Annotated in this window: 18 protein-coding genes; 9 read left to right on the top strand and 9 right to left on the bottom strand. The window is 64.5% G+C overall.

The genetic code is table 11. The annotated features are described in order from the left end of the window. Nucleotides 1-774: 774 nt before the first annotated feature. From QRN59_RS14315 to bcp, 7 genes are all read left to right on the top strand, one after another. Nucleotides 775-1,578, top strand: a complete 804-nt coding sequence (locus QRN59_RS14315) for a hydroxypyruvate isomerase family protein (protein WP_284983170.1) — start codon at nucleotides 775-777, stop codon at nucleotides 1,576-1,578. 115 nt (nucleotides 1,579-1,693) lie between these two features. Next, nucleotides 1,694-2,572 (top strand): 2-hydroxy-3-oxopropionate reductase, encoded by an 879-nt coding sequence (locus QRN59_RS14310; protein ID WP_284983169.1) that lies wholly within the window; start codon nucleotides 1,694-1,696, stop codon nucleotides 2,570-2,572. 138 nt (nucleotides 2,573-2,710) lie between these two features. After that, complete coding sequence (gene gcl, locus QRN59_RS14305; protein ID WP_284983168.1) at nucleotides 2,711-4,489, top strand: glyoxylate carboligase; 1,779 nt, start codon at nucleotides 2,711-2,713, stop codon at nucleotides 4,487-4,489. A gap of 22 nt (nucleotides 4,490-4,511) precedes the next feature. Next, nucleotides 4,512-5,735: a glycerate kinase gene (locus QRN59_RS14300; RefSeq protein ID WP_284983167.1), complete on the top strand. Its 1,224-nt coding sequence runs from the start codon at nucleotides 4,512-4,514 to the stop codon at nucleotides 5,733-5,735. After that, nucleotides 5,728-7,089 carry an allantoinase AllB gene (allB, locus tag QRN59_RS14295; protein ID WP_284983166.1) on the top strand — a complete coding sequence of 454 codons (1,362 nt, stop codon included), beginning with the start codon at nucleotides 5,728-5,730 and terminating at the stop codon, nucleotides 7,087-7,089. Before QRN59_RS14300 ends, allB begins: the two co-directional genes overlap by 8 nt. Nucleotides 7,090-7,099: 10 nt before the next feature. Further along, a complete protein-coding gene (locus QRN59_RS14290) occupies nucleotides 7,100-7,807 on the top strand; it encodes a winged helix-turn-helix domain-containing protein (RefSeq protein WP_284983165.1) in 708 nt (235 codons plus the stop codon). Between the two features lie 67 nt (nucleotides 7,808-7,874). Next, nucleotides 7,875-8,342 carry a thioredoxin-dependent thiol peroxidase gene (gene bcp / locus QRN59_RS14285; protein WP_284983164.1) on the top strand — a complete coding sequence of 156 codons (468 nt, stop codon included), beginning with the start codon at nucleotides 7,875-7,877 and terminating at the stop codon, nucleotides 8,340-8,342. 170 nt (nucleotides 8,343-8,512) lie between these two features. Here bcp and QRN59_RS14280 read toward each other — a convergent pair whose 3' ends face one another. The 5 genes from QRN59_RS14280 to QRN59_RS14260 all read right to left on the bottom strand — a co-directional run bounded on the left by QRN59_RS14280 (nucleotide 8,513) and on the right by QRN59_RS14260 (nucleotide 14,561). Further along, the gene (locus QRN59_RS14280) at nucleotides 8,513-10,132 is read right to left on the bottom strand and encodes a zinc-binding metallopeptidase family protein (RefSeq protein WP_284983163.1); all 1,620 of its coding nucleotides are present in this window, start codon (nucleotides 10,130-10,132) and stop codon (nucleotides 8,513-8,515) included. 201 nt (nucleotides 10,133-10,333) lie between these two features. After that, nucleotides 10,334-11,932, bottom strand: coding sequence for a thiamine pyrophosphate-binding protein (locus QRN59_RS14275; protein ID WP_284983162.1), 1,599 nt, complete (start codon nucleotides 11,930-11,932; stop codon nucleotides 10,334-10,336). Between the two features lie 30 nt (nucleotides 11,933-11,962). Next, nucleotides 11,963-12,721, bottom strand: a complete 759-nt coding sequence (locus QRN59_RS14270; protein WP_284983161.1) for an amino acid ABC transporter ATP-binding protein — start codon at nucleotides 12,719-12,721, stop codon at nucleotides 11,963-11,965. A 5-nt stretch (nucleotides 12,722-12,726) separates the two neighbouring features. Further along, the gene (locus QRN59_RS14265; protein WP_284983160.1) at nucleotides 12,727-13,623 is read right to left on the bottom strand and encodes an amino acid ABC transporter permease; all 897 of its coding nucleotides are present in this window, start codon (nucleotides 13,621-13,623) and stop codon (nucleotides 12,727-12,729) included. Next, on the bottom strand, nucleotides 13,620-14,561 hold the full coding sequence (locus tag QRN59_RS14260) for a transporter substrate-binding domain-containing protein (protein WP_284983159.1): 942 nt from the start codon (nucleotides 14,559-14,561) through the stop codon (nucleotides 13,620-13,622). The genes QRN59_RS14265 and QRN59_RS14260 overlap by 4 nt, the downstream gene beginning before the upstream one ends. Nucleotides 14,562-14,747: 186 nt before the next feature. On the opposite strand from QRN59_RS14260, the gene QRN59_RS14255 reads away from it, so the two are divergent. Both QRN59_RS14255 and QRN59_RS14250 read left to right on the top strand, forming a co-directional pair. Beyond that, entirely contained in the window at nucleotides 14,748-15,428 is a 681-nt protein-coding gene (locus tag QRN59_RS14255; RefSeq protein WP_284983158.1) for a TetR/AcrR family transcriptional regulator, read from the top strand. Nucleotides 15,429-15,481: 53 nt separating this feature from the next. Continuing rightward, nucleotides 15,482-16,693, top strand: coding sequence for an aminotransferase-like domain-containing protein (locus tag QRN59_RS14250; protein ID WP_284983157.1), 1,212 nt, complete (start codon nucleotides 15,482-15,484; stop codon nucleotides 16,691-16,693). Nucleotides 16,694-17,274: 581 nt separating this feature from the next. On the opposite strand, the gene QRN59_RS14245 is transcribed toward QRN59_RS14250, so the two are convergent. From QRN59_RS14245 to QRN59_RS14230, 4 genes are read right to left on the bottom strand one after another with little or no spacing between them, the layout of a single operon-like run. After that, the gene (locus QRN59_RS14245; RefSeq protein ID WP_284983156.1) at nucleotides 17,275-18,948 is read right to left on the bottom strand and encodes an amidohydrolase; all 1,674 of its coding nucleotides are present in this window, start codon (nucleotides 18,946-18,948) and stop codon (nucleotides 17,275-17,277) included. A 43-nt stretch (nucleotides 18,949-18,991) separates the two neighbouring features. Beyond that, on the bottom strand, nucleotides 18,992-19,990 hold the full coding sequence (locus QRN59_RS14240; protein WP_284983155.1) for a C-terminal binding protein: 999 nt from the start codon (nucleotides 19,988-19,990) through the stop codon (nucleotides 18,992-18,994). Then, nucleotides 19,980-20,786: an amino acid ABC transporter ATP-binding protein gene (locus QRN59_RS14235; RefSeq protein WP_284983154.1), complete on the bottom strand. Its 807-nt coding sequence runs from the start codon at nucleotides 20,784-20,786 to the stop codon at nucleotides 19,980-19,982. Before QRN59_RS14235 ends, QRN59_RS14240 begins: the two co-directional genes overlap by 11 nt. Continuing rightward, a complete protein-coding gene (locus QRN59_RS14230; RefSeq protein WP_234754358.1) occupies nucleotides 20,783-21,517 on the bottom strand; it encodes an amino acid ABC transporter permease in 735 nt (244 codons plus the stop codon). The genes QRN59_RS14235 and QRN59_RS14230 overlap by 4 nt, the downstream gene beginning before the upstream one ends. Nucleotides 21,518-21,530: the final 13 nt, after the last annotated feature.

The raw sequence follows: 21,530 nt of genomic DNA, 5'->3' as shown, positions 1-21,530 counted from the left end.
CGACACACGCGAGCACGAAGGCTGTGGCCGTCCTGCGGATAGTTGATGAAAGGATCACTATCGGAACCTTTCTCGGGGGATGGGGGCCCGAGCGGCCGTCGCAGAGAAGTCAGCTACGGCCCCTTGGGCGACAGGGATAACTAGGGTTCGCATGCGCGTTCGCCTTGTTTGTAGGCTTCAAAGGCATCTTTTTCGGGCCCAGGAAGCAACAAGGGCTCCGTGGCTGACGCTGCCACTAGGACTTCCCGAGCAATCAAGACGCGATTTTCCATGAATCCCCCAATCCATCTGTGGTTCCGGTTTGAAATCGGAACCCGTAGAGGAAGGCTAAGGGCGAAAATGGCGACTCAGTGTTGAAAACGACGAATTAAGTGGTGCCGTCGTCGAATCTAAGTGGTCAAACGTGGCAACACGTAGACGGAAGCGTGGCAACACGTAGATGGAAACCCGACTATTCCTTATGCTCAGGCCAACGTAGATTCGACCTCACGTCCTCCGCACCCTCGCCCCGCGTAGCCTCTCCGTTGTCATCCAGCGCCATGAATCCAAGGGTCGTAGCCAGCCTCCCCCTCCCAGCGCACCCAACAGCGCCACTTGGTATCCCAAACCCCCTCCCCACGGAACACCCCTTGACTCCGACCCCCCCCTTCCCTAAACTTTTCATAAAGCAGAATCTAAATTCCACAAAGCGGAAACTTACTAGGGCGAACTAGCCCTAGAGAACAAGCCAAGCGGAAGATAGATCCCAAGCCCTCCCCCGGAAGGACACCTACGATGACGTACACAGTGAACTGCTCCATCCTCCTGACGGAGCTGCCCCTGCTCGAGCGCCCAGCGGCCGCGAAGGCTGCGGGCTTTGACGCCGTCGAATTCTGGTGGCCCTTTGAGACCTCCGTCCCGTCGGACGCCCAGGTAGCCGAGTTCGAGAACGCCATCAAAGACGCTGGCGTTCAGCTCACCGGCTTGAACTTCAACGCCGGCAACATGCCGGGCGGCGACCGCGGCCTGGTTTCCTGGCCCGCCCGCTCCTCCGAATTCCTGGACAACATCGACGTTGTCGCAGGCATCGGCGAGCGTCTCGGCTGCAAGGCCTTCAACGCCCTCTACGGCAACCGCGTAGACGGCGAATCGGCCCAGAAGCAGGACGCCATCGGCGCCGAAAACCTGGCCAGCGCAGCAGACGGCGTCGCACGTATCGGCGGCACCGTCCTCCTCGAGCCCGTCAGCGGCGCGCCCAAGTACCCGCTCCTCAAGGCCGCCGACGCCCTCAAGGTGATCGCCCGCGTCAAGGAAGAATCCGGCGCCACGAACGTTAAGCTCCTCGCCGATTTCTACCACCTGGCAGTCAACGGGGACGACGTCGCAGCCGTCATCGAGAACCACGCCAAGGACTTCGGCCACATCCAGATCGCCGACAACCCCGGCCGCGGGGCTCCCGGAACCGGCGAGCTTCCCCTCGGCGAATGGATCGCCCGCAGCCGCGAACTCGGCTACGAAGGCTACATCGGCCTCGAATACAAGGAACCGCAGGAAACGGCCTTCAGCTGGGCCATCCGCCAGCGCGCCACCTCCCACTAGCGAACCCGCCCAACTGAGTAGCAGTTGTTGTCGTTTAGAGCCCTCAAAACGACAACAACTGCGAGCTAGTTGGGTCCAGCACACCTGAGCTAAAAAGACTTCAGTAAGGAAAATCATGAGCAACGTTGCAGTTATCGGACTCGGAATCATGGGCCTTCCCATGGCCATCAACCTGGTCAAGGCCGGCCACACCGTCACCGGTTTCAACCGCAGCCAGGACAAGATCGACAAGCTCGTCTCCGAAGGCGGCAAGGGTGCCACAAGCATCGCCGATGCCGTCAAGAACGCCGACGTCGTCATCACCATGGTGCCGGACTCCCCCGACGTCGAAGGTGTCGTCAGCGGCCCGGACGGTGTCTTCGCCAACGCGAAGAAGGGCACCCTCTGGATCGACGCGAGCAGCATCCGCCCGGACGTCGCGGCCCGCCTCTCCGCAGACGCCGTCGCAGCCGGCATCCGCCCGCTCGACGCCCCGGTCTCCGGTGGCGAGCAGGGCGCCATCGACGCCGTCCTGTCCATCATGGTTGGCGGCGACGCGGCCGACTTCGAAGCAGCACAGGATGTCCTCAACGCCGTCGGCAAGACAATCATCCACGTCGGCCCCTCCGGCTCCGGCCAGACCGTCAAGGCAGCGAACCAGCTGATCGTGGCCGTGAACATCGAGGTCCTCGGCGAGGCCATCGCCTTCCTTGAGGCCTACGGCGTGGACACGGACGCAGCCCTCAAGGTCCTCGGCGGCGGTTTGGCCGGCTCCAAGGTCCTCGACCAGAAGGGCCAGAAGATGCTCGACCGCAACTTCGACCCCGGTTTCCGCCTGGCCCTCCACCACAAGGACCTCGGCATCGTCACCTCCGCAGCCCGCGAAGCCAACGTCGCAATCCCGCTCGGCGCCGTCGTCGCACAGCTCGTCGCCGCCACTGTCAACCAGGGCGACGGCGGACTCGACCACTCCGGCCTCTTCAAGCAGGTCCTCCAGCTCTCCGGCCGCAAGTAAACAGCTAAGCCGCCCGCCCCAAAAGGCGGAAACAAGCAAAAACCAACAGCCGGCGTCGGGCACTTCCGACGCCGGCTCCCCCAGACACACCCAAAAACCGCCCGTAGCGGGCAAAACAGACTTTTCAAGGAGCACACCATGACGAAGATGCGCACTGTAGACGCAGCCGTCGCCATTTTGGCAAAGGAAGGCGCCATCGAGGCGTTCGGCCTGCCAGGCGCGGCAATCAACCCCTTCTATTCCGCGATGCGGGCACACGGCGGCATCCGCCACACGCTGGCCCGCCACGTTGAAGGCGCCAGCCACATGGCTGACGGCTACTCCCGTGCAGCGGACGGAAACATCGGTATCTGCATCGGCACCTCGGGCCCGGCAGGAACGGACATGATCACCGGCCTGTACGCAGCCTGGGCAGATTCCATCCCCATGCTCTGCATCACCGGCCAAGCGCCCGTTGCCAAGCTGCACAAGGAAGACTTCCAGGCCGTGGACATCGAGTCCATCGCCAAGCCGGTCACCAAGATGGCCATGACCATCCTGGAACCGGGCCAGGTTCCGGGCGCCTTCCAGAAGGCCTTCCAGCTGATGCGTTCCGGACGTCCGGGCCCGGTCCTGCTGGACCTGCCGTTCGACGTGCAGATGGCCGAGATCGAGTTCGACATCGACGCGTACGAGCCCATTGCCGTCGAGAAGCCGAAGGCCAGCCGCAATCAGTTGGCAAAGGCACTGGACATGCTCACCGCAGCCGAGCGCCCGCTGATCGTCGCCGGTGGCGGCATCATCAACGCCGGTGCCTCCGCGCAGTTGGTTGAGCTGGCCGAACTCTTGAACGTTCCGGTCATCCCCACCCTCATGGGCTGGGGCACCATCCCGGACGACCACGAGCTGATGGCCGGCATGGTGGGACTGCAGACCTCGCACCGCTACGGCAACGAGACCATGCTGGCCTCTGACTTCGTGATCGGCATCGGCAACCGCTGGGCCAACCGTCACACGGGCGGCCTGGACACCTACACGGCCGGCCGCAAGTTCGTGCACATCGACATCGAGCCCACCCAGATCGGTCGCGTGTTCTCGCCGGACTTCGGCATCGCGTCCGACGCCGGTGCGGCGCTGGACGGGCTGATCGAGCTGGCACGCGAGCGCCAGGCAGCCAAGTCCCTGCCGGACTACTCCGCGTGGGTTGCCGAGTGCACCGCACGCAAGGGTTCCCTGCAGCGCAAGACCCACTTCGAGAACGTGCCGATCAAGCCGCAGCGCGTGTACGAAGAGATGAACAAGGCGTTCGGCAAGGACACCACCTACGTATCCACCATCGGCCTCTCGCAGATCGCCGGCGCGCAGCTCCTGCACGTCTTCGGCCCGCGCAAGTGGATCAACGCCGGCCAGGCCGGCCCCTTGGGCTGGACATGCCCGGCCGCCCTGGGCGTTGTCCGCGGCAAGCCGGACGAGACCGTTGTTGCCCTGTCCGGTGACTACGACTTCCAGTTCATGATCGAAGAACTGGCCGTGGGCGCACAGTTCAACCTGCCGTACATCCACGTGGTGGTGAACAACTCGTACCTGGGCCTGATCCGCCAGTCGCAGCGCGGCTTCAACATGGAACAGAACGTGTCCCTGGCGTTCGAGAACATCAACTCCCCGGAAACCAATGGCTACGGCGTGGACCACGTCAAGGTCACCGAGGGCCTCGGCTGCAAGGCCATCCGCGTGGAGAACCCGTCCGACCTGCCTGCCGCGTTCGACAAGGCCAAGGCACTCATGGACGAGTTCAAGGTTCCCGTGGTGGTCGAAGTGATCCTGGAAAAGATCACCAACATCTCCATGGGTGTTGAAATCAACGGCGTGAACGAGTTCGAAGAGCTGGCCGAGCGCGGCGAGGACGCACCCACTGCGATCATCGCCCTGCTGGACTAGTAAGTACTGAAGGAGGTACGGAATGCGTGTGGTCATAGCCCCGGACAAGTTCAAGGGATCGCTGTCAGCTCCCGAGGTCGCCAGCCGCTTGAGCGCCGGACTGCGGGCAGGTTTTGCCGCCAGCCGCCCGGGCGAGGGCTTTGAAACCACGCTCATTCCAGTGGCCGACGGCGGCGAAGGAACCCTCGACGCCGCCGTCGGCTCCGGCTTCACCCGCCGCAGCACGACGGTCACCGGACCCATGGGCCATCCGATCAAGGCCGAATTCGCCGTCCGCGGCGAGGAAGCCGTCATCGAAATGGCGGCGGCCTCCGGACTCGCCGTACTGCCGGGCTTCGGCGACGGCAGCGCCCCGAACACCGAAACGGCCAAGGGTGCCACGAGCCTCGGCACCGGCGAACTCATCCGCGCCGCCCTGGACCTCGGCTGCCGGCACATCATCCTCGGCGTCGGCGGCAGCGCCAATACCGACGGCGGCGCCGGCGTCCTGCAGGGCCTCGGTGCGGTCCTCCTCGACGCCGACGGCAACGAACTCCCTGGCGGCGGCGCAGCACTCACCCGCCTGGACCGGATCGACTTCTCGAATCTCGACGTCCGCTTGGAGGTCACCGAGTTCGTCTTGGCGTCCGACGTCGACAATCCCCTTTTGGGCCGCACCGGCGCCGCCGCGATCTTCGGACCGCAGAAGGGCGCGACGCCGGACGACGTCGCCTCGCTCGACGCCGCCTTGGCCCACTTCGTCCAGGTCCTCGCCAGCGAAATCGGCTCCGAAGCCCAGGACGCTGCACAGGCACCGGGCGCAGGCGCGGCGGGCGGCGTCGGCTACATCGCCATCGCGGCGCTGGGCGCGGCACGGAGGCCGGGCATCGACGTCGTACTCGAATTCACTGAACTCGAGCAGCGACTGGCTGGCGCTGATCTGGTGATCACCGGCGAAGGCAGCCTCGACGAACAAAGCCTGCTCGGCAAAACGCCCATGGGCGTGGCGCGGGCGGCAGCGCGTTCAGGGATCCCCGTGATTGCCGTGTGCGGCCGCAGTACGCTGAGCCCGGAACAACTTTCGGAGTCCGGTTTCGAGTCGGTCCACGCATTGACCGAACTCGAATCCAATGTAGAGAAATGTATAGCTGAAGCAGGGCCGCTGATTGAAGAATTGGGTAAGCACATCGGCGTGCGCCTTTCTGAAAAAACGTCACCTACCCATGACGCAGCGCGAACCGAGACCAAGGAGCAACTCCATGTCTGAAGAAACCACCACAGCACACGGCCCGTTTGACCTGGTCATTCGCGGCCAGCGCATCCTCACCACCGCCGGCATCACCGCCCGCGAAGTCGGCGTCCGCAACGGCGTGATCGTCGCGATCGAACCCTTGGGGAACGGCCTCAGCGGCGCCGAAGTCATCGAACTCGCCGACGACGAAACCCTCATCCCCGGTCTCGTTGACACCCACGTGCACGTCAACGAGCCCGGTCGCACCGAATGGGAAGGTTTCGCGTCCGCCACCCGCGCTGCGGCAGCCGGCGGCGTCACCACCATCATCGACATGCCGCTGAACTCCATCCCGCCCACCACCAACGTGGAAGGCCTCAAGCTCAAGCGCGAAGTCGCCGAGGACCAGGCGTTCGTGGACGTCGGATTCTGGGGCGGCGCCATCCCGGGCAACAAGAAGGACCTCCGCCCGCTGCACGACGAGGGCGTCTTCGGCTTCAAATGCTTCCTGCTCCACTCCGGCGTGGACGAATTCCCCCACCTGGACGCGGACGAGATGGAAGAGGACATGGCCGAGCTCAAGTCCTTCGACTCCCTCATGATCGTCCATGCCGAGGACTCCCACGCGATCGACCACGCACCCCACCCCGGCGGCGCACATTACTCCACTTTCCTTGCCTCCCGCCCCCGCGGCGCCGAGAACAAGGCCATCGCCGAGGTCATTGAACGCGCCCGCTGGACCGGCGCCCGCGCGCACATCCTGCACCTCTCGTCGTCGGACGCTCTCCCGATGATCGCTTCGGCAAAGCGCGACGGCGTCCACCTCACCGTGGAGACCTGCCCGCACTACCTGACGCTCATGGCCGAGGAAATCCCCGACGGCGCCACCGCGTACAAGTGCTGCCCGCCCATCCGCGAGGCCTCCAACCGCGAGCTCCTCTGGCAGGGCCTGCAGGACGGCACCATCGACTGCATCGTCTCGGACCACTCCCCCTCGACACTTGACCTCAAGGACCTGGAAAACGGCGACTTCGCCGTGGCCTGGGGCGGCGTCTCCTCGCTGCAGCTGGGGCTCTCGCTGATCTGGACCGAAGCACGGCACCGCGGCATCTCCCTGGAGCAAGTGGTGTCCTGGATGTCCGAGAAGCCCGCCGCCTTGGCCCGCCTGCACAACAAGGGCCAGCTGGCGCTCGGCTACGACGCTGATTTCTCCATCTTCGCGCCGGACGACGCGTTCGTCGTCGACGTCAAGAAGCTCAAGCACAAGAACCCGATCACGCCGTACGACGGCAAGGCGCTCTCCGGCGTCGTACGCAAAACGTACCTGCGCGGCAGCGAGATCGACGGCCGGACGCCCAGCGGCAAGCTGATCCGCCGCGGCGGCGTGTAGGGCCACAGCCATGGCCGTCAACGTCCATGCCCCGTACGGGCAACTGCCCGCACGGCTCAACGCCTCGCGGCACCAGCCAGCCGCCCGGCCCTCCGCGCTTCGGCCCGGGCTGGTTCGCCCTGGGATGCTCCCGCGCGGCCTGGCCGTGTGGGTGCAGCCCGGCGAAGGCCGCGAGATCGATCCCGAGGTTTGGGCCCGGGCCGCTGAAGCGGTCCTGGCCCGGACCCGCAAACTTGCTCCGGGGGCGGAAGTCCTCCTTTGGCCCGCCGCCGGAGCTGCAACGTCCGGTGATTCTTCCGGTCCGGAGGCTTCCGGTCCGGAAGCGTTCGACGCCGCTGCGGCGTCGGAAGCGGCCGACGCCGCTGCCAACCCGCCCGTCTCCCTGGCCGGCCGACGCAGCAGCGTGGCAGTGGACCTGGCCGCGAACACCGTCCTTCTCGACGGTGTCCCTGTCAGCTTCACTGCGATGGAACACAGCCTCCTCCGCTACCTCGTGGAAAACCTGTCCCGGCCCATCCCACGTGAAGAATTGCAACGCTTTTTGGAGTCACTTGACTGTCCCGGCGCGGCATTTCGGTCCATCGACGTGTATGTTGGACGCGTCCGGCGCAAGCTGGGTTCAGCCCGTCATGTCATCGCCACAGTGCGTGGAGGCGGCTACCAGTTCGTGCCCGGACCAGGCTCCACAGTCCGCGGACCAGCGGAATACTGCATCTAGGCAGCCCGTTACACCTATAGATTGATCGCCGGCCACGGCGGTTGCCCGACAAGTCAAGGATCGCAACATGACCCAAAAACTCCTCGCCGGAACCCAGGCCCCCGATTTCGCGCTGCTTAACTCCGAAGGCCAGAAGGTCTCCCTGTCCGATTACCGCGGACGCAACGTCATCGTGTACTTCTACCCGGAAGCCGCCACCCCCGGCTGCACCACGGAGGCATGCGACTTCCGCGACAGCCTCTCCAGCCTGCAGTCCTCCGGCTACGAAGTTCTGGGCATCTCTCCCGACGCCCCGGAAAAGATCGCACGCTTTGCCGGCGACTTCTCCCTGACCTTCCCGCTCCTCTCCGACGAAGACCACGCCGTCGCCCTCGCCTACGGCGCCTGGGGCGAGAAGCTCGTGAACGGCGAAGTGGTGGACGGGTTGGTCCGCTCCACCGTCGTGCTCGACGGCGAAGGCAAGGTCAAGCTGACCCAGTACCAGGTCAAGGCCCAGGGCCACGTAGCAGCCCTCAAGGCCGAACTCGGCCTGTAACGCCCGCTCACAAACAAGGCCGTCCGGCCCGACGCCCGCTCACAAACAAGGCCGAATAGCGGAATCCTCCTGCAGATGATGATCTGCAGGAGGATTCCCTATTTCCGGCCACAAGTGAGAGAGCGTTTGGAATTTGACCCCTATAGGTGAGCGGGCGTCCGGGTTAGGGGTTAGTTGCCGCCGGCGGTGTTCCATGACTCTTCGGACACGGGGATCCACCACGTGCGCGCTTTGCCTTCCCCGATGTATTCGGGCCATCGGAAATCCGTCGGCGCGCTGAAATCGGCAGGAAGCAGGGGTGCCACGGCACCGCGGCGGCGCTTCTCGGCGTCGAACTCTGTTTTTGCCTCCGCCAGCACGTCCGGAGAAGTCAACAGATCGAGCACCATGCCGGCGATCATCTTGCCTGTCGCCGTGATGGTGGGGTCGATCGTCTCCGGTATTCCACCCATCGCGGTCATAGCCCAGCCCGGGTATGCAGTGCCCTTCTCATCCGGCGCCAACGTGGGCCGCGCCGTGTAGAAGCGGATAGTGGGCGCGTACCAGGTCATTTCCACATAGTCATCGCTGGTCCAGTTCTGCTGGGTTGCCGGGATGTGCCGGCGCAGCTCTGCTTCGGCGTCCTGCGGGGTGATGAGCTCGGCCGTTGCCGGATGGAACGGATTTTCCATGGGTTCCACTCCGCACGAGGCTTGGATTTCGCGTGCGATCTCCCGGGCCCGCTCATCCAAAATCGGTGCTCCAACAGCGGCGATGTTCTCCCAGGCCACCTGCGCGACAGTGTGGTTGGCGATGCCCGGACGGTTGCGCGCCACCCAGCGGGAACTAACGCCGCAGTGCGATGCAGCCGCGGCGAGTTCCGCGTTGCGATCCAGCACCGCCAGGACGGAGTCGGCCTCGGCGAGGCTCGGGCAGCGCCAGGAGTACTGGATCTGGGCCAGCCCCGCCGGCTGGTTGTCCGCCGTCGCCTGCCCGGCGGTGAGGATCGCTTCCGACAGCGACCAACCGCCCGCCTGCGGCAGCATCGAATCCTGTGTGGTCTTGGTCAGCGAGAACATCGTGAACAGTGCGGCGTCCGCTCCAGGCGCCCGGGCGGCAGAGTGCGACGACGGGATGGGACTGTCGCCGTAGGTGTTGTTCCAGCCCTCCGGACTGTCGCAAGTGAAGGTGTAGATCTTGCTGTAGTAGGACCCGCAGTGGGTGTCCCAACGGACGGTGTTACACAGCGGCATCATATAGAACGGGTGGTACGAGATGATGGCATCCAGGTTGTCGTAATAGCCGCGCAGTCCGTGGACCAGCTTGGATCCCTGGACCTTCTCGGCCGGCTCGCCCGTGTAGACCAAGGTGCCCGGGATGTTGTGCCGTTGCATCGTGTCTTTTGCAGCGAGGAAGGCCGCGAGCGTCGAGATGCCAAGGGCCGAATGCGGATCGGTGTGGCCCGGAGCGAAGCGTGACATCCCGGCACGGGGCTCCCGCTTGGTGGACGCCGCCTGGCAATTGCCCGGGATGGCGTCGTATTCGGCATAGCCAAGGATTCGCGCGCCGCGACCGGCGGGACTTGTCCATTCGGCGGCGAACGCGGTGGGCATGCCCCCACTGCCTTCCTCCACGGTGAAGCCATGTTCGCGCAACGTCTTGACGTACCAGGCGCAGGACTCGTATTCGCGCCATGCTGGCTCGGCCAGCTCCCAAATATTCGTGTGCCAGGCCGAAAGCTGCTCTTTCTGCCGCTCCACCCACTCCCATGCCGTGGCCTTCAACTCGGCGTTCTTGGTGGTCCCGCTCATCGTGTTCCTTCCTCAAGTCATGCAGATCCAAAAACCGTTCCGCCACCCCGCGCTCGCCCCGATGACCCTCGCTCACGTATAGGGCCTTTCCACCGAACGCTCCATCACTTGCTTAAAGAAAGCGAGCGAGCGTGCGCCCAAAAGCCGCCATAAGTGAGCGAGCGTGCGCGGGCGGCGGGGAGGGCGGGGCGTCGGGGCGGGCTACTCGGTGCTCACGTGGATGAGGCTTGGTCCTTTGACGGCGAGCGCTTTGGTGACCACCCCGGCGAGCTCGTCGAGGGATTCAACGTTGAACGCCGTCAGACCGAAGCCTTCGGCCAGCCGCACCCAGTCGGGCTGCGTCAAGTTCACACCAACGGGGGCAAGACCCCGGTCCTCCATGTTTTGCCGGATTTCCCCGTAGCCCCCGTTGTTGACGCAGATGATGGGCAGGTCCACGCCCTGCTCCACGGCTGTGATGAATTCCTGGACGGCGAACATGAGCGCGCCGTCGCCGATCAGCCCCACCACCGGACGATCGGGGTCGGCCACCTTCGCGCCAATCGCGGCCGGCAGTCCATAACCCAGAGTGGCGTAGGCGGGGGTGTACAAGAGCTGATGCGGCTTCTGCATGGGGAAGAAGGACGTGGTTCCGAAATAGGTGATCTGCGAGGAATCCCCCGCAATAACGGTGTCGGCCGGCAGCGTGGCTGCGAGGATCTCGTTGATTTGGGCCAGCACGGGCGCCATGGAGCGGGCTTCTGTCCGCAGTTCGCCGCGCAGCGGAGTCAGCTCGGGCGCCACGACCGACGCGTGCCCGGCGAGCGCTGCGAGTAGTTGGGGCACGACGGCGGACGCGTTGCCGAGGAGCTCGACATCCGGCGCAACGTTGCACTGCAGCTGGGCGGGGTCGATATCGATGCGGATGCAACTCCCCTGCGGCACGATCTTGCCGCCCCACAGCTCTGACTCGCCCACCTTGGAGCCGATCACCAGCAGCGCGTCGGAAGCGTTGCACAGATCCTGGGCCGCTGCGAGCCGGATTTCCGAACCAAGCGATAACGCATGGGCTTCCGGAATAGCGCCCTTCCCATTGATGGTGGTCACCACGGGGGCTTGCAGGAGTTCTGCAAGTTCAAGCAGCGCGCCGCCGGTTCCGAGCGATCCGCCCCCGGCCAGGATCACCGGGTTGGACGCGCGGCGGAGGATCTCCGCGGCGGTGGCGACGGCGTCGTCGGCTGCTGCTTTCGGCGCACCCAAGGGGCGGGCCTCCAGGGCGGAAGGGTCGACGTCGGACGCGCCCTCGAGCACGTCCAGCGGGATCTCGATGTGGACCGGTCGCGGCCGCCCGTGCGCGAAGAAGGCGAAGGCTTCGTGAATCAGCTCCACGGCCTCGCTGCCGCTGGCTACCCGCGTGCTGCGCCCGATCAGGGCCCGGACCGCACCGGTGGGGTCCTTCGTTTCGTGCAGCAGCCCGATGTCCGAGAACTCGCTGCCGCGCGGCGCGCCCGGGGACAGGATGATCATCGGCCGGGACTCGCAGTAGGAAGTAGCCGCGGCGGACATCGCGTTCAGCAGGCCGGGTCCGGAGGTGGTGATCACGACGCCGGGAAGCCCCTTGAGCTGGCTCCAACCGTCGGAGCCGTACCCGGCTCCTTGTTCATGACGGGTGGTCACCGGGCGAATGCCGAGCGGCTCCAGGTGACGGTAGAACTCGAGGTTGTGGGTGCCGGGGATCCCGAAGATCGCGTCGATCCCGTAGTTCCGCAGCGTGGTCATGACGGCGAGGCCGACGTTGTTGGTGGGGATGGAACTGGTCAAGGTTGGAGTCCTTTGAACGTGAATTGAGGCCTAGAGAACTTTGGAGAGGAACGCCTTTGTTCGCTCGTGCTGTGGGCGGGAGATGATTTCGTTGGGATCGCCGGCTTCGACAATGACGCCGCCGTCCATGAACGCGACGACGTCGGCCACTTCGCGGGCAAAGCCCATCTCGTGGGTCACGACGATCATGGTCATGCCGTCGCGCGCCAAGGCTTTCATGACGTCGAGGACTTCGCCCACGAGTTCAGGATCGAGTGCAGAGGTTGGCTCGTCGAAGAGCATGAGGTCGGGCTTCATGGACAACGCCCGGGCAATGGCGACGCGCTGCTGCTGGCCGCCGGAGAGTTGGGCCGGATAGTGTCCCGTGCGGTCGGCGAGGCCCACCTTGGCCAGGAGCTCGCGGGCTTCGGCCTCGGCTCGGGCCTTGGGAACCTTGAGGAGTTTGACCGGGCCCATCATGACGTTTTCGAGGGCTGTCATGTGGCCGAAGAGGTTGAAGGACTGGAACACCATGCCGATCCTGGACCGGCGCTTGTTGATGTCCTTCTGGTGTGCCTGGATGAGCCTGTCGCCGTGGACCTCGTAGCCGATCATGCGGCCGCCCACCAGGATGGTTCCGGAGCTGGTGGTTTCGAGGTGGTTGACGCAGCGGAGCAGCGTGGACTTGCCCGATCCGGAGGGGCCGATCAGGCACGCCACTTGGCCGGATTCGACCGTGAAGTTGATGCCTTTGAGGACCTCCATGCCGGAGAAATCCTTGTGCACGTTGAAAAACTGGACTTCAGACATTGCCGCTACGCCTTTCGTGCCTGGATGGTGTTGCCGCGGGAGTACCGCTTCTCAACGCGGGCCTGGACGAGCGAGAGGATGGTGGTGAGCAGGATGTACCAGAGGCTCGCCACGATCAGGAGCGGGATCTGCTGGAGGTTGCGGGCGTAGATCTGCTGGGCGTTGTACAACAAGTCGCCGACGCCAATCACGATCACCAGGGAGGTGGTCTTGAGCATGGAGATGGTCTCGTTGCCTACCGGCGGAAGGATGATCTTCATGGCCTGGGGGATGACCACGTGGCGCAGGGTTTCCATCCGGCTGAAACCCATGGCGTGGGAGGCCTCGGACTGTCCCGCAGGAACACCCATCAGGCCGGCACGCACGATTTCGGCCATGTAGGCGCCTTCGTTCAAGCCCAGGCCCAGGATGCCTGCCACGAACAGCGGGAGGACGTCGTTGGTGTTCCATTCCACCAACATGGGACCGCCGGGGATGCCGATGCCGATGGTGGGGAAGAGAACAGCAGCGAAGCCCCAGAAAAGCATCTGCACCATGAGCGGCGTGCCCCGGAAGAACCAGATGTAGGCGCCGGCCACGCCGCGCAGGAGCGCGTTGTCAGACATCCTCATGACCGCGATCACCAGGCCGATCACGAGTCCCAGGACCATGGCAATGGTCGTGAGTTCGATCGTGGTCAGGAGGCCGTTGAGGATGCGGATGTCGAACAGGTACTTGGCCACGGTGGGCCAGCCGAAGCCGGGGTTGGTGACGATGACGTAGGCGCCCATCAGCGCGAACAGACCCACCAACACCATCGCGATCAGTTGTCCGGGCCGTTTGCGCTTGAGCACGGGCCGCGACGCCAAATCCGCGAAGTCATGCCGTGCCTCGGCGGTGATTGGCAGCTCGGACACGGTCATGACCCCACCGTCGGGTTGACCTCAGACTTGGTGATGATGCCGGACTTGAGGTTCCAGGCTTCCATGATCTTGGCGTAGGTGCCATCGTCCATGAGCGACTGGACCGCCGCCTGGAATGCCTTGGACAGGCCGCCGTCGTCCTTCGGGCTCACGACGCCGGACAAGGACGGCTCGACGAGGATGGAGTCTACGGAGGTGAAGGCGTCCGGCTGCAGCTGGGCGTAGTATCCGGTGAGCGCGTTGTCGGCCACGAGTGCCTGGGCGCGGCCCGAGGCTACAGCCTGGTTGACGTTATCCTGCTGGGGCAGCAGGAGCGAAACAGGCCTGTCCTTGCCGGCGTCGGCACACTTCTTGTCGAAGGACGGAAGCACGCTCAGCGCCTGGGTTGTCCCGGTCTGGGCAGCGACGGTCTTCCCGCAGAGGTCCAGTTCCGAGTTGATGCCCAGCGGATTGCCCTTTTTGACCATGACGGATGCCCCTCCGCGCATGTAGCTGACCATGTTGACTTTGTCCTTGCGCTCGTCCGTGATGGAGAAAGCGGCCCAGGAAGCGTCGTAGCGGCGGGCCTCGATGCCGGCCAAGATGCCGTTGAAGTCGGCCTTTTCTATCTTGATGGTGACGCCCATCTTCTTCGCCACGGCCAACGCCATGTCCGGTTCGAGGCCGACGATCTTGCCCTGGTCATCGGTGAAGTCGATGGGGGCGTAGGTGGGGTCCGTGACGAGGGTCAGCGAGCCTTTGCTCTTGATGGCGGCCGGAAGCAGCGCCTGAACCTTGGAATCGGCTTGCACGGCCTGCGCGAGTTCCTGGCCGCTTTGACCACTTTGGCCGCTGGCCGATGCGTTGCCGGATGCGGTAGCGGCCACACCTTCTGTGTTTGAGCAAGCCGTCGTCAACGCCAGGAAACTGATTGCCGCTGCCACGAGCGGGCTTTTCATGCCTTTTCGCATCATTTGTGGATCTCCGGTTCGAATCGGGTTGAAATAACAATATGTTCAACTTATTGTGAGATGAGTAACAACGCGTGTCAAGGGACCATGGCAACATCGTGGAGAGATGACTACGGGCACTCACAAGGCGCCCCACCTGGACCAGCGCGACCAGACAAACGAAGGAGCAACGGCATGAGCGAGACAAACCCGGGCCGCCGCACGCGAAGCGTCACGGCAGAAGCCATGGCAGAACGCCGGCAGAACATCCTGCACCATGCCTCGCAGGTAATCTCCCGCGAAGGCGTAGAAGGCTGCTCCTTCGCCGAACTGTCCGAGGCTTCAGGTTTCAGCATCGGCATGATCCAGCACTATTTCCGGCACCGGGAACGGCTCATTGGCGCAGCGGTGGAGTACCGCATCGACGAATCCCTCGCCGAATGGCAGCGCATCTACGATCACGGCAACAACGCGGTGGAACGCCTGCACGATCTGCTGACGTTCTCCATCCAAAGCGACACCCCGTTCGAAGAAGCGTGGGGATTCTGGCTGCAGATCTACGCCGCCGCCCACAAGAACTCCGAGATCCGGGAAAGCGTCGCAGCAGTCTGGACGTCATGGCGCGGGCTGTTCGTCCGGGCGCTCGAAGAAGCCGTGGACGAGAAACTGCTCCAGCCGGCCATCGATATCGACGAAGTGGCTACGTTGCTTCTGGCTACGATCGATGGCCTCGCGATCCAGTCCTTGAACGGGGTCCACAGCTTCTCACCTGCGGAGATGATCGAGACCCTGCACCGATTTGCCGCCCGGGAGTTCGGCATCGACGCCGACGAATTCATCCATAAAAAGCGCTCCAGGCTCGTGGACGTGCCCTAAGACGCGCCCGGGGCCGCATCGAAGCGGCCGCCCACCAACACCGAAGGACCACCATGACCACCACAACAGAGCTGTCCCACACCGGCCGGATGGCCAAGCGTGCGGCGGGCTTCCAGCCCTCCCCCGTCCGCGCAGTCTTCGATGTTTCCATGCAGCCGGGCATGATCTCCCTCGCCGGCGGCAACCCCTACCTGCCCGTCCTGCCGATGGACCGCATTGCCGCGATGGCCAGGGACGTCGTCGCGCGCCGGGGGCTGGAGGCCCTCCAGTACGGCTCGGGTGCGGGAACAGAGGAACTGCAGGCCCTGATCTGCCAGGTCATGGAGCTCGAGGGCATCAAGACGTCGCCGGAAAACGTACAGATCACGGCCGGCTCGCAGATGGCGCTGGAACTCGTGACCAAGCTTTTCTGTGATCCGGGGGACGTGGTGATCGCGGAAGGACCCACGTACGTGGGCGCGCTCGGCGTGTTCGAAGGCTTCCAGGCCGAAGTGGCCCACGTGGATATGGACAGCGACGGGGTCGATCCTGACCGCCTCCAGGGCGTCATTTCCGGGCTCAAAGCGGCTGGCAAGACCATCAAGTTCTTCTACACGATCCCCAACTTCAACAACCCCAGCGGCATCAGCCTGTCCCTCGAGCGACGGCGGCGCGTGGTAGACATATGCCGTGCCGAAGGCGTGCTGATCGTCGAGGACAACCCGTATGGCCTGCTGAGCTTCGATGGCACGCTGAAACCCGCAATGCACTCACTCGATCCGGACAACGTGTTCTACCTCGGCTCGTTCTCCAAGATCTTCGCTCCCGGCCTGCGCGTCGGCTGGGTGGTGGCGCCCCAAGAGGTGCGCGGCCGCCTCCAGATCGCCTCCGAGGCCACCACCATCTGTCCCTCGGTCTTGAGCCAACTGGTGGTGGAGCAGTACATCAGCAGCTTCGACTGGCGGGACCAGATAGCGGCGTACAGTGCCGTCTACGCCTCCCGATGCGAGGCTACCCTGGACGCCTTGGCCGCCTACATGCCCGAAGGTACCCGGTGGACCACGCCCACAGGTGGCTTCTTCACCTGGGTCACGCTGCCCGAGGGAATCGACACCGAGCACGTGCTGGCCGCGGCCATCGAGGCAGGAGTGGTGTTCGTGCCCGGCAGTGCCTTCTACGCCGACGGCGGTGGCAGCAACCAGCTCCGCATCGCCTTCTCGTACGCGCCGGAGGAGCAGCTCACCGAGGGAGTCAAGCGCCTGGCTGAGGCCATACGCCGGGCCTAAGCCCGGTCCGCCCGGCGCCCAACCGGGCGAAATCGCCGGAGGGCTGCGGGATCGCCGGAAGGCTCCAGCGAACCGGCAGCTTTCCGGCGATCTGGCGCACGGCGCCCCTCAGCCCGCGTACACCCGCACGCCGTTGACCCAGGAAGGCTGCGGCATCGAGCCAGGTCCGTCTTCATGAAGACCTCGGAGGTCGTTCAGAAACTTTGCGATTTTCTGACATCCAGGCTGGTGGCCGCCCTCGCCGGAGTCAAGGATCCGGGCCAAGTCAACAAGGGCCCTGCCTGTAGTCGGTGTGGACTCAGATTGGCGTCTTGACCGAGAGATCCACGTCTCGATTTCCCGGCCTTCCCATGGGTCTCTCTCACCCACCCCGACTCGGTCCAGAGGAGCTGAGTCGACAAAACCCACGACGTCGGCACTCACGTTGGGTGCCGACGTCGTGGTCTAACTGTGTTTGCCGCTGCCTTCCTGACCTTCTTTGTTTCTCAAACTGCCCCGACTCGCCCAAGCAGGGGTGTGTCGCCCGAGCTGCCGGGTTCAAACAAGGTCAGGACGGCGCGGGCCAACTCAGCGGGTCTGACTCAGCCCGCGTACACTCGCACGCCGTTGACCCAGGTCTCCAGAACCTCGATGCCGCTGATGTCACCTTGGTGCGCCTCGAGCGGGTCCGCGGCCAAGATCACGAAGTCGGCCAGCTTGTCCGGTTCGAGGGAACCGAGGTCCTGCTCGCGACCCATGGCCCGTGCCCCGTTGATGGTGTGGGCACGGAGGGCTTCAACCACGTCGATCTTGAGATCATCCGAGCCCAACTGGACGCCGGAGCGGGTCCTGCGCGTCACGGACGTCTGAATGGCTTCCAGCGGACGGGGATCGGCCACGGGAGCATCCGAGCTCATCGTCACGGGCACCGCAGCGGCTACGAATTCGCCGAGGGGGTTGAAGCGCTCGCCCGGGGAGCCGATCGCATCCGTGACGCCGGGACCCCAGTTGTAGTAGTGCTGCGGCTGGTTGACGGGCATGATCCCGAGCTCGGCCATTTGCTCGATCTGCTCCAACGTCGGCAGCCCGCAGTGCTCGATCCTGTGCCGGTGATCCGCCCGTGGCGACACCGAAAGAGCCTCGCTGACGGCGTCCAACACCAACTGAATGGCCGTGGGCGATTGGGCATGGGTCGCCGTCTGCAGCCCGGCGTTGTGCGCCTTGGCGACCAGGGCACGGTACTCGGCCGGCTCGTGGTAGAGCGAGCCGGTGCGGCAGGGATCGTCGCGATAGCCCTCCGGGAAGTACGCCGTCCAGCCGCCCAGGGTGCCATCCGCATAGAGCTTGATTCCGGCGAAGGAAAGGAGGGAATCTCCGAACTTGTCCACGAGACCCAGTTCCAGGACCTCGTCCAGGAGGCTCGACAGGAAGTAGGCGTTGATGCGAGTCACCAGTTCACCCCGCTCCACGAGGTCCAGGTACGCGCCGAATTCGCGCTTGGTCACCTGGGCGTCGCCGATGGTGGTCACGCCGTGGCTGAGGAACTCGCGCTGGGCGTGCAGCAGCTGGGCGCGGTGGTGTTCTTTGCTGTCTCCGAGGTGGAAGTTCGGTCCGTGGTGCCCCAGTTTGACGCCTTCGTCTCCCGTGAGGATGTCGCAGGCGGCGTCGGAGAGCTCACCGGTCAGCTCGCCGTCGGCGTCCCGGAAGAACGTTCCGCCCGGCGGGTTGGGAGTCTCGCGGTCCACTCCCGCCTTCGCGAGCACGTACGAGTTCACCACTCCGCCGTGGCCGCTCGCGTTCATGACGTACACCTCGCGCGTGGTGGAGACGGTGTCGAATTCCTGCCGCGTGGGGTGGCGCTGCTCGGCAAGGTTGCGGTGCTCGTAGCCGTAGCCGCGGATCGGAGTGTCTCCCGGGTTGTCGGCCGCCGCCTTGGCCAGCAGTTCAAGCATGGCGGGGATGTCCGGCGCCGCCTCGGGACCGCAATCCACCCAGGACAGCAGCTGTCCGTACATCAGGGGATGCGCGTGCGGGTCGACGAAGCCGGGTACCAGCGTGCGTCCCCGGAGGTCGACGACGTCGGGCACCGCCGTCGTGAGCTTAAGCGCCGCATCGCGGCACTCGTGTGGCGTCCCGACGGCGGCAACACGGTTGCCGATGACCAGCATCGCCTCCGCGACGGAGTTCAGGGCGTCGACGGTCCGGATGCGGCCGCCGAAGAACAGCGTTGCGGCTGGCGCTACGGTTGAAGTTTCATGGGATGCCAGGAATGACATGGGAATGACCTTTGCGTGTTGAAGTTTGCGGTACGGCCGGAAGTCAGCGGGCGGGTGCCAGCTCGAACAACGGGGTGTCCGGGGCCCCGGTGCGGGCTTGGGAAATGACGTTCTGCGCCTGGATCCTGACGTATTCGGCCAGCGTGTAGTCCGAGAGGAAGCCGACGTGGGGCGTCACGAGGATCCGCGGGTGCCCCATGAGAGGGTGGTCGGCAGGTGCCGGCTCGACGTCGAGCACGTCCAGCGCCGCTCCACGAATGTGGCTGGAGTCGACGGCGGCGCGCAAGGCATCGTTGTCGATCAGCTGACCGCGGCTGACGTTCACCAGATAGCTTCCTGGCCGCATCGTCGAGAGGCTTTCAGCGTTGATGATGTGGTGCGTTTCCTCCGAGAGCGGCATGTGCAAGGACACGACGGCGGATTCCGCCAGGACTTCTTCGAGGCCGGTCCGGCGGATGCCCGCCTTCGCCAAGGCTTCCCTCGTGGCCGGGGTGTCCGGGAGGTAGGGATCGTAGCCAATAACCTCGCCGAAGACGCCGGAGGCGAGCTCTCCGAGACGGCTGCCGATCCGTCCGAGTCCGATCAGCCCCAGCCGCTCCTGACTGAGCCGGAACACCCGGCTGTCCGGGCGGCCGTTCCAGTCCCCCTCGGCCACACGTCCTTGGAAAAACGGAATTTCGCGCGTGACTGCGAGGGCAAGCGCCAGCGCGTGCGAAGCGACTTCCTCCGTGGCGACGCCGGGAAGGTTGCTGACCCAAATGCCGCGCTCCTTGGCGGCATCGAGGTCAACGTTGTCGAAGCCCATCGAGACCAGGGCAATGATCTTCAAGCCCGGGACGGCGTCCATGACCTCGGCGGTCACGGAGGCGTAACCCACTAGCAAGGCTTCGGCGTCCTTCGCCTGCTCCGCGATGACCGCCGGGTCCTGGGTGCCGAGGTACCGGACGTCGTAACCGTTGTCCTCGAGCAGGGCGACGCCGGCGGAGTAGTCGAGGTCTTCCATGTCCGTGTAGACGGCGAGGGGGCGATGCTTAGTGGACATGGCTCAAGAACTTCCTCGTGCGCTGGTGCTGGGGGTTGTCGAAGAACTCGTCCGGTGTGGCTTGTTCCACGATCACCCCGCTGTCGAACAGGGTCACTTCATCAGCCACCCGACGGGCGAAACGGACTTCATGGGTGACCACGATCATGGTCATGCCGTCGTTGGCCAGGCTCTCCATGACGTCCAGGACTTCGCCCACCAACTCGGGGTCGAGGGCGGAGGTCGGTTCGTCGAAGAGAAGTACGTCCGGGTTCATCACCAAGGCGCGGGCGATGGCCACGCGTTGCTGCTGGCCGCCCGAGAGCTCCGAGGGGAAATGCCCGGCGCGGTGCGAAAGACCCACACGGTGGAGCATGGCCATGGCCTGCTCTTCGGCTTCTTTGTGATGGATGCCCTTGACGGAGGTCAGACCGAGCATCACGTTGCGGCAGGCCGTCAGGTGCGGGAACAGGTTGAACTTCTGGAAGACCATGCCAATGTTGCGGCGTTCCTTGGCGAGTTCGCGTTCGGGGAGGGCCACGGTTCCGCTTGCTTTCTCACGGACACCGATGCGCCGCCCGCGGAGCCGGATCTCGCCGTCGTCGGCTGGCTCGAGTAGCGCCATCAGGCGCAACATCGTGGACTTACCGGAACCAGAGGGACCCAGTACCGCCTTGACTTGTCCCTGATGGATATCGAATTCGACCCCGCGCAGGACGTGCTGGTCCTGGTAGCTCTTGTGGAGATTCCGCACGCTGAGCACGGGGTCGTTGGCGGACCAGGTTTCCGGCATGGGTTCCGGGCCGCTGTGGGTCATGACTGCACTCCTTGGCCGACTGGTTCCAGGATGGAAGGCTTCTTGGTTTTGGATCGTGACGTCCAGACGAATTTCTTTTCCACATAGCTTTGGAGAAGCGTCAGAAGGCTGACGATGATGAGGTAGTAGACGATTGCCGCGGCGTAGTACTCGGCATAGCGGAACGTGATGTTCACGCCCACCTGGGCCGTGGTGAGGAGTTCCTGCAGGGAAATCACGGAGGCCAGCGAGGAGAACTTCACGAGGCCGATGAACTCATTGCCTGTGGGAGGCAGTGCCGTGCGGATGGCCTGCGGCAGGACAACCTTGAGCATGACTTTGACCGGCGACATTCCAAGCGCCCTGCCAGCCAGGGCCTGGCCCTCGTCGATACTGAGCAACGCCGAACGGATGATTTCCGCCATGAAGGCGGCTTCCACGATGCCCAGGCCGATGAACGCGGCAATGAACGGGGAGAACCAATCCTGGCGCAGGACGGGGAAAAGCTGCGGCAAGGCGTTCCAGATGATGAGCAGCACCAACAGGGCCGGAATGGCCCGGAAGAACCAGGTGTAGATTCCGGCGACGCCCTGGGCGATCCGGCTACGGGAGGTGCGTCCCAGGGCAACGGCAAAGCCGATGGCCGTGGCCAGGATGAGTGAAAGCACCGCGACGGCGACGGACAGGAAAGCCCCGGAGACGTAGCTCGGATTCACGAGTTGTTGGACGAAGATGTTGACATCGAATTCCATCACCAGCTCCTTT

It is taken from the genome of Arthrobacter sp. efr-133-TYG-118, from assembly GCF_030209755.1.
In the GTDB taxonomy this organism is placed as follows: Bacteria; Actinomycetota; Actinomycetes; order Actinomycetales; family Micrococcaceae; genus Arthrobacter.
This window is presented reverse-complemented; position numbering and strand designations above follow the sequence as displayed.

Bases quoted from the DNA above. Each gene is read 5' to 3' on its own strand.
- QRN59_RS14315 (WP_284983170.1), top strand. From the start codon at position 775: ATGACGTACACAGTGAACTGCTCCATCCTCCTGACGGAGCTGCCCCTG.
- QRN59_RS14310 (WP_284983169.1), top strand. From the start codon at position 1,694: ATGAGCAACGTTGCAGTTATCGGACTCGGAATCATGGGCCTTCCCATG.
- gcl (WP_284983168.1), top strand. From the start codon at position 2,711: ATGACGAAGATGCGCACTGTAGACGCAGCCGTCGCCATTTTGGCAAAG.
- QRN59_RS14300 (WP_284983167.1), top strand. From the start codon at position 4,512: ATGCGTGTGGTCATAGCCCCGGACAAGTTCAAGGGATCGCTGTCAGCT.
- allB (WP_284983166.1), top strand. From the start codon at position 5,728: ATGTCTGAAGAAACCACCACAGCACACGGCCCGTTTGACCTGGTCATT.
- QRN59_RS14290 (WP_284983165.1), top strand. From the start codon at position 7,100: ATGGCCGTCAACGTCCATGCCCCGTACGGGCAACTGCCCGCACGGCTC.
- bcp (WP_284983164.1), top strand. From the start codon at position 7,875: ATGACCCAAAAACTCCTCGCCGGAACCCAGGCCCCCGATTTCGCGCTG.
- QRN59_RS14280 (WP_284983163.1), bottom strand. From the start codon at position 10,132: ATGAGCGGGACCACCAAGAACGCCGAGTTGAAGGCCACGGCATGGGAG.
- QRN59_RS14270 (WP_284983161.1), bottom strand. From the start codon at position 12,721: ATGTCTGAAGTCCAGTTTTTCAACGTGCACAAGGATTTCTCCGGCATG.
- QRN59_RS14265 (WP_284983160.1), bottom strand. From the start codon at position 13,623: ATGACCGTGTCCGAGCTGCCAATCACCGCCGAGGCACGGCATGACTTC.
- QRN59_RS14260 (WP_284983159.1), bottom strand. From the start codon at position 14,561: ATGAAAAGCCCGCTCGTGGCAGCGGCAATCAGTTTCCTGGCGTTGACG.
- QRN59_RS14255 (WP_284983158.1), top strand. From the start codon at position 14,748: ATGAGCGAGACAAACCCGGGCCGCCGCACGCGAAGCGTCACGGCAGAA.
- QRN59_RS14250 (WP_284983157.1), top strand. From the start codon at position 15,482: ATGACCACCACAACAGAGCTGTCCCACACCGGCCGGATGGCCAAGCGT.
- QRN59_RS14245 (WP_284983156.1), bottom strand. From the start codon at position 18,948: ATGTCATTCCTGGCATCCCATGAAACTTCAACCGTAGCGCCAGCCGCA.
- QRN59_RS14240 (WP_284983155.1), bottom strand. From the start codon at position 19,990: ATGTCCACTAAGCATCGCCCCCTCGCCGTCTACACGGACATGGAAGAC.
- QRN59_RS14235 (WP_284983154.1), bottom strand. From the start codon at position 20,786: ATGACCCACAGCGGCCCGGAACCCATGCCGGAAACCTGGTCCGCCAAC.
- QRN59_RS14230 (WP_234754358.1), bottom strand. From the start codon at position 21,517: ATGGAATTCGATGTCAACATCTTCGTCCAACAACTCGTGAATCCGAGC.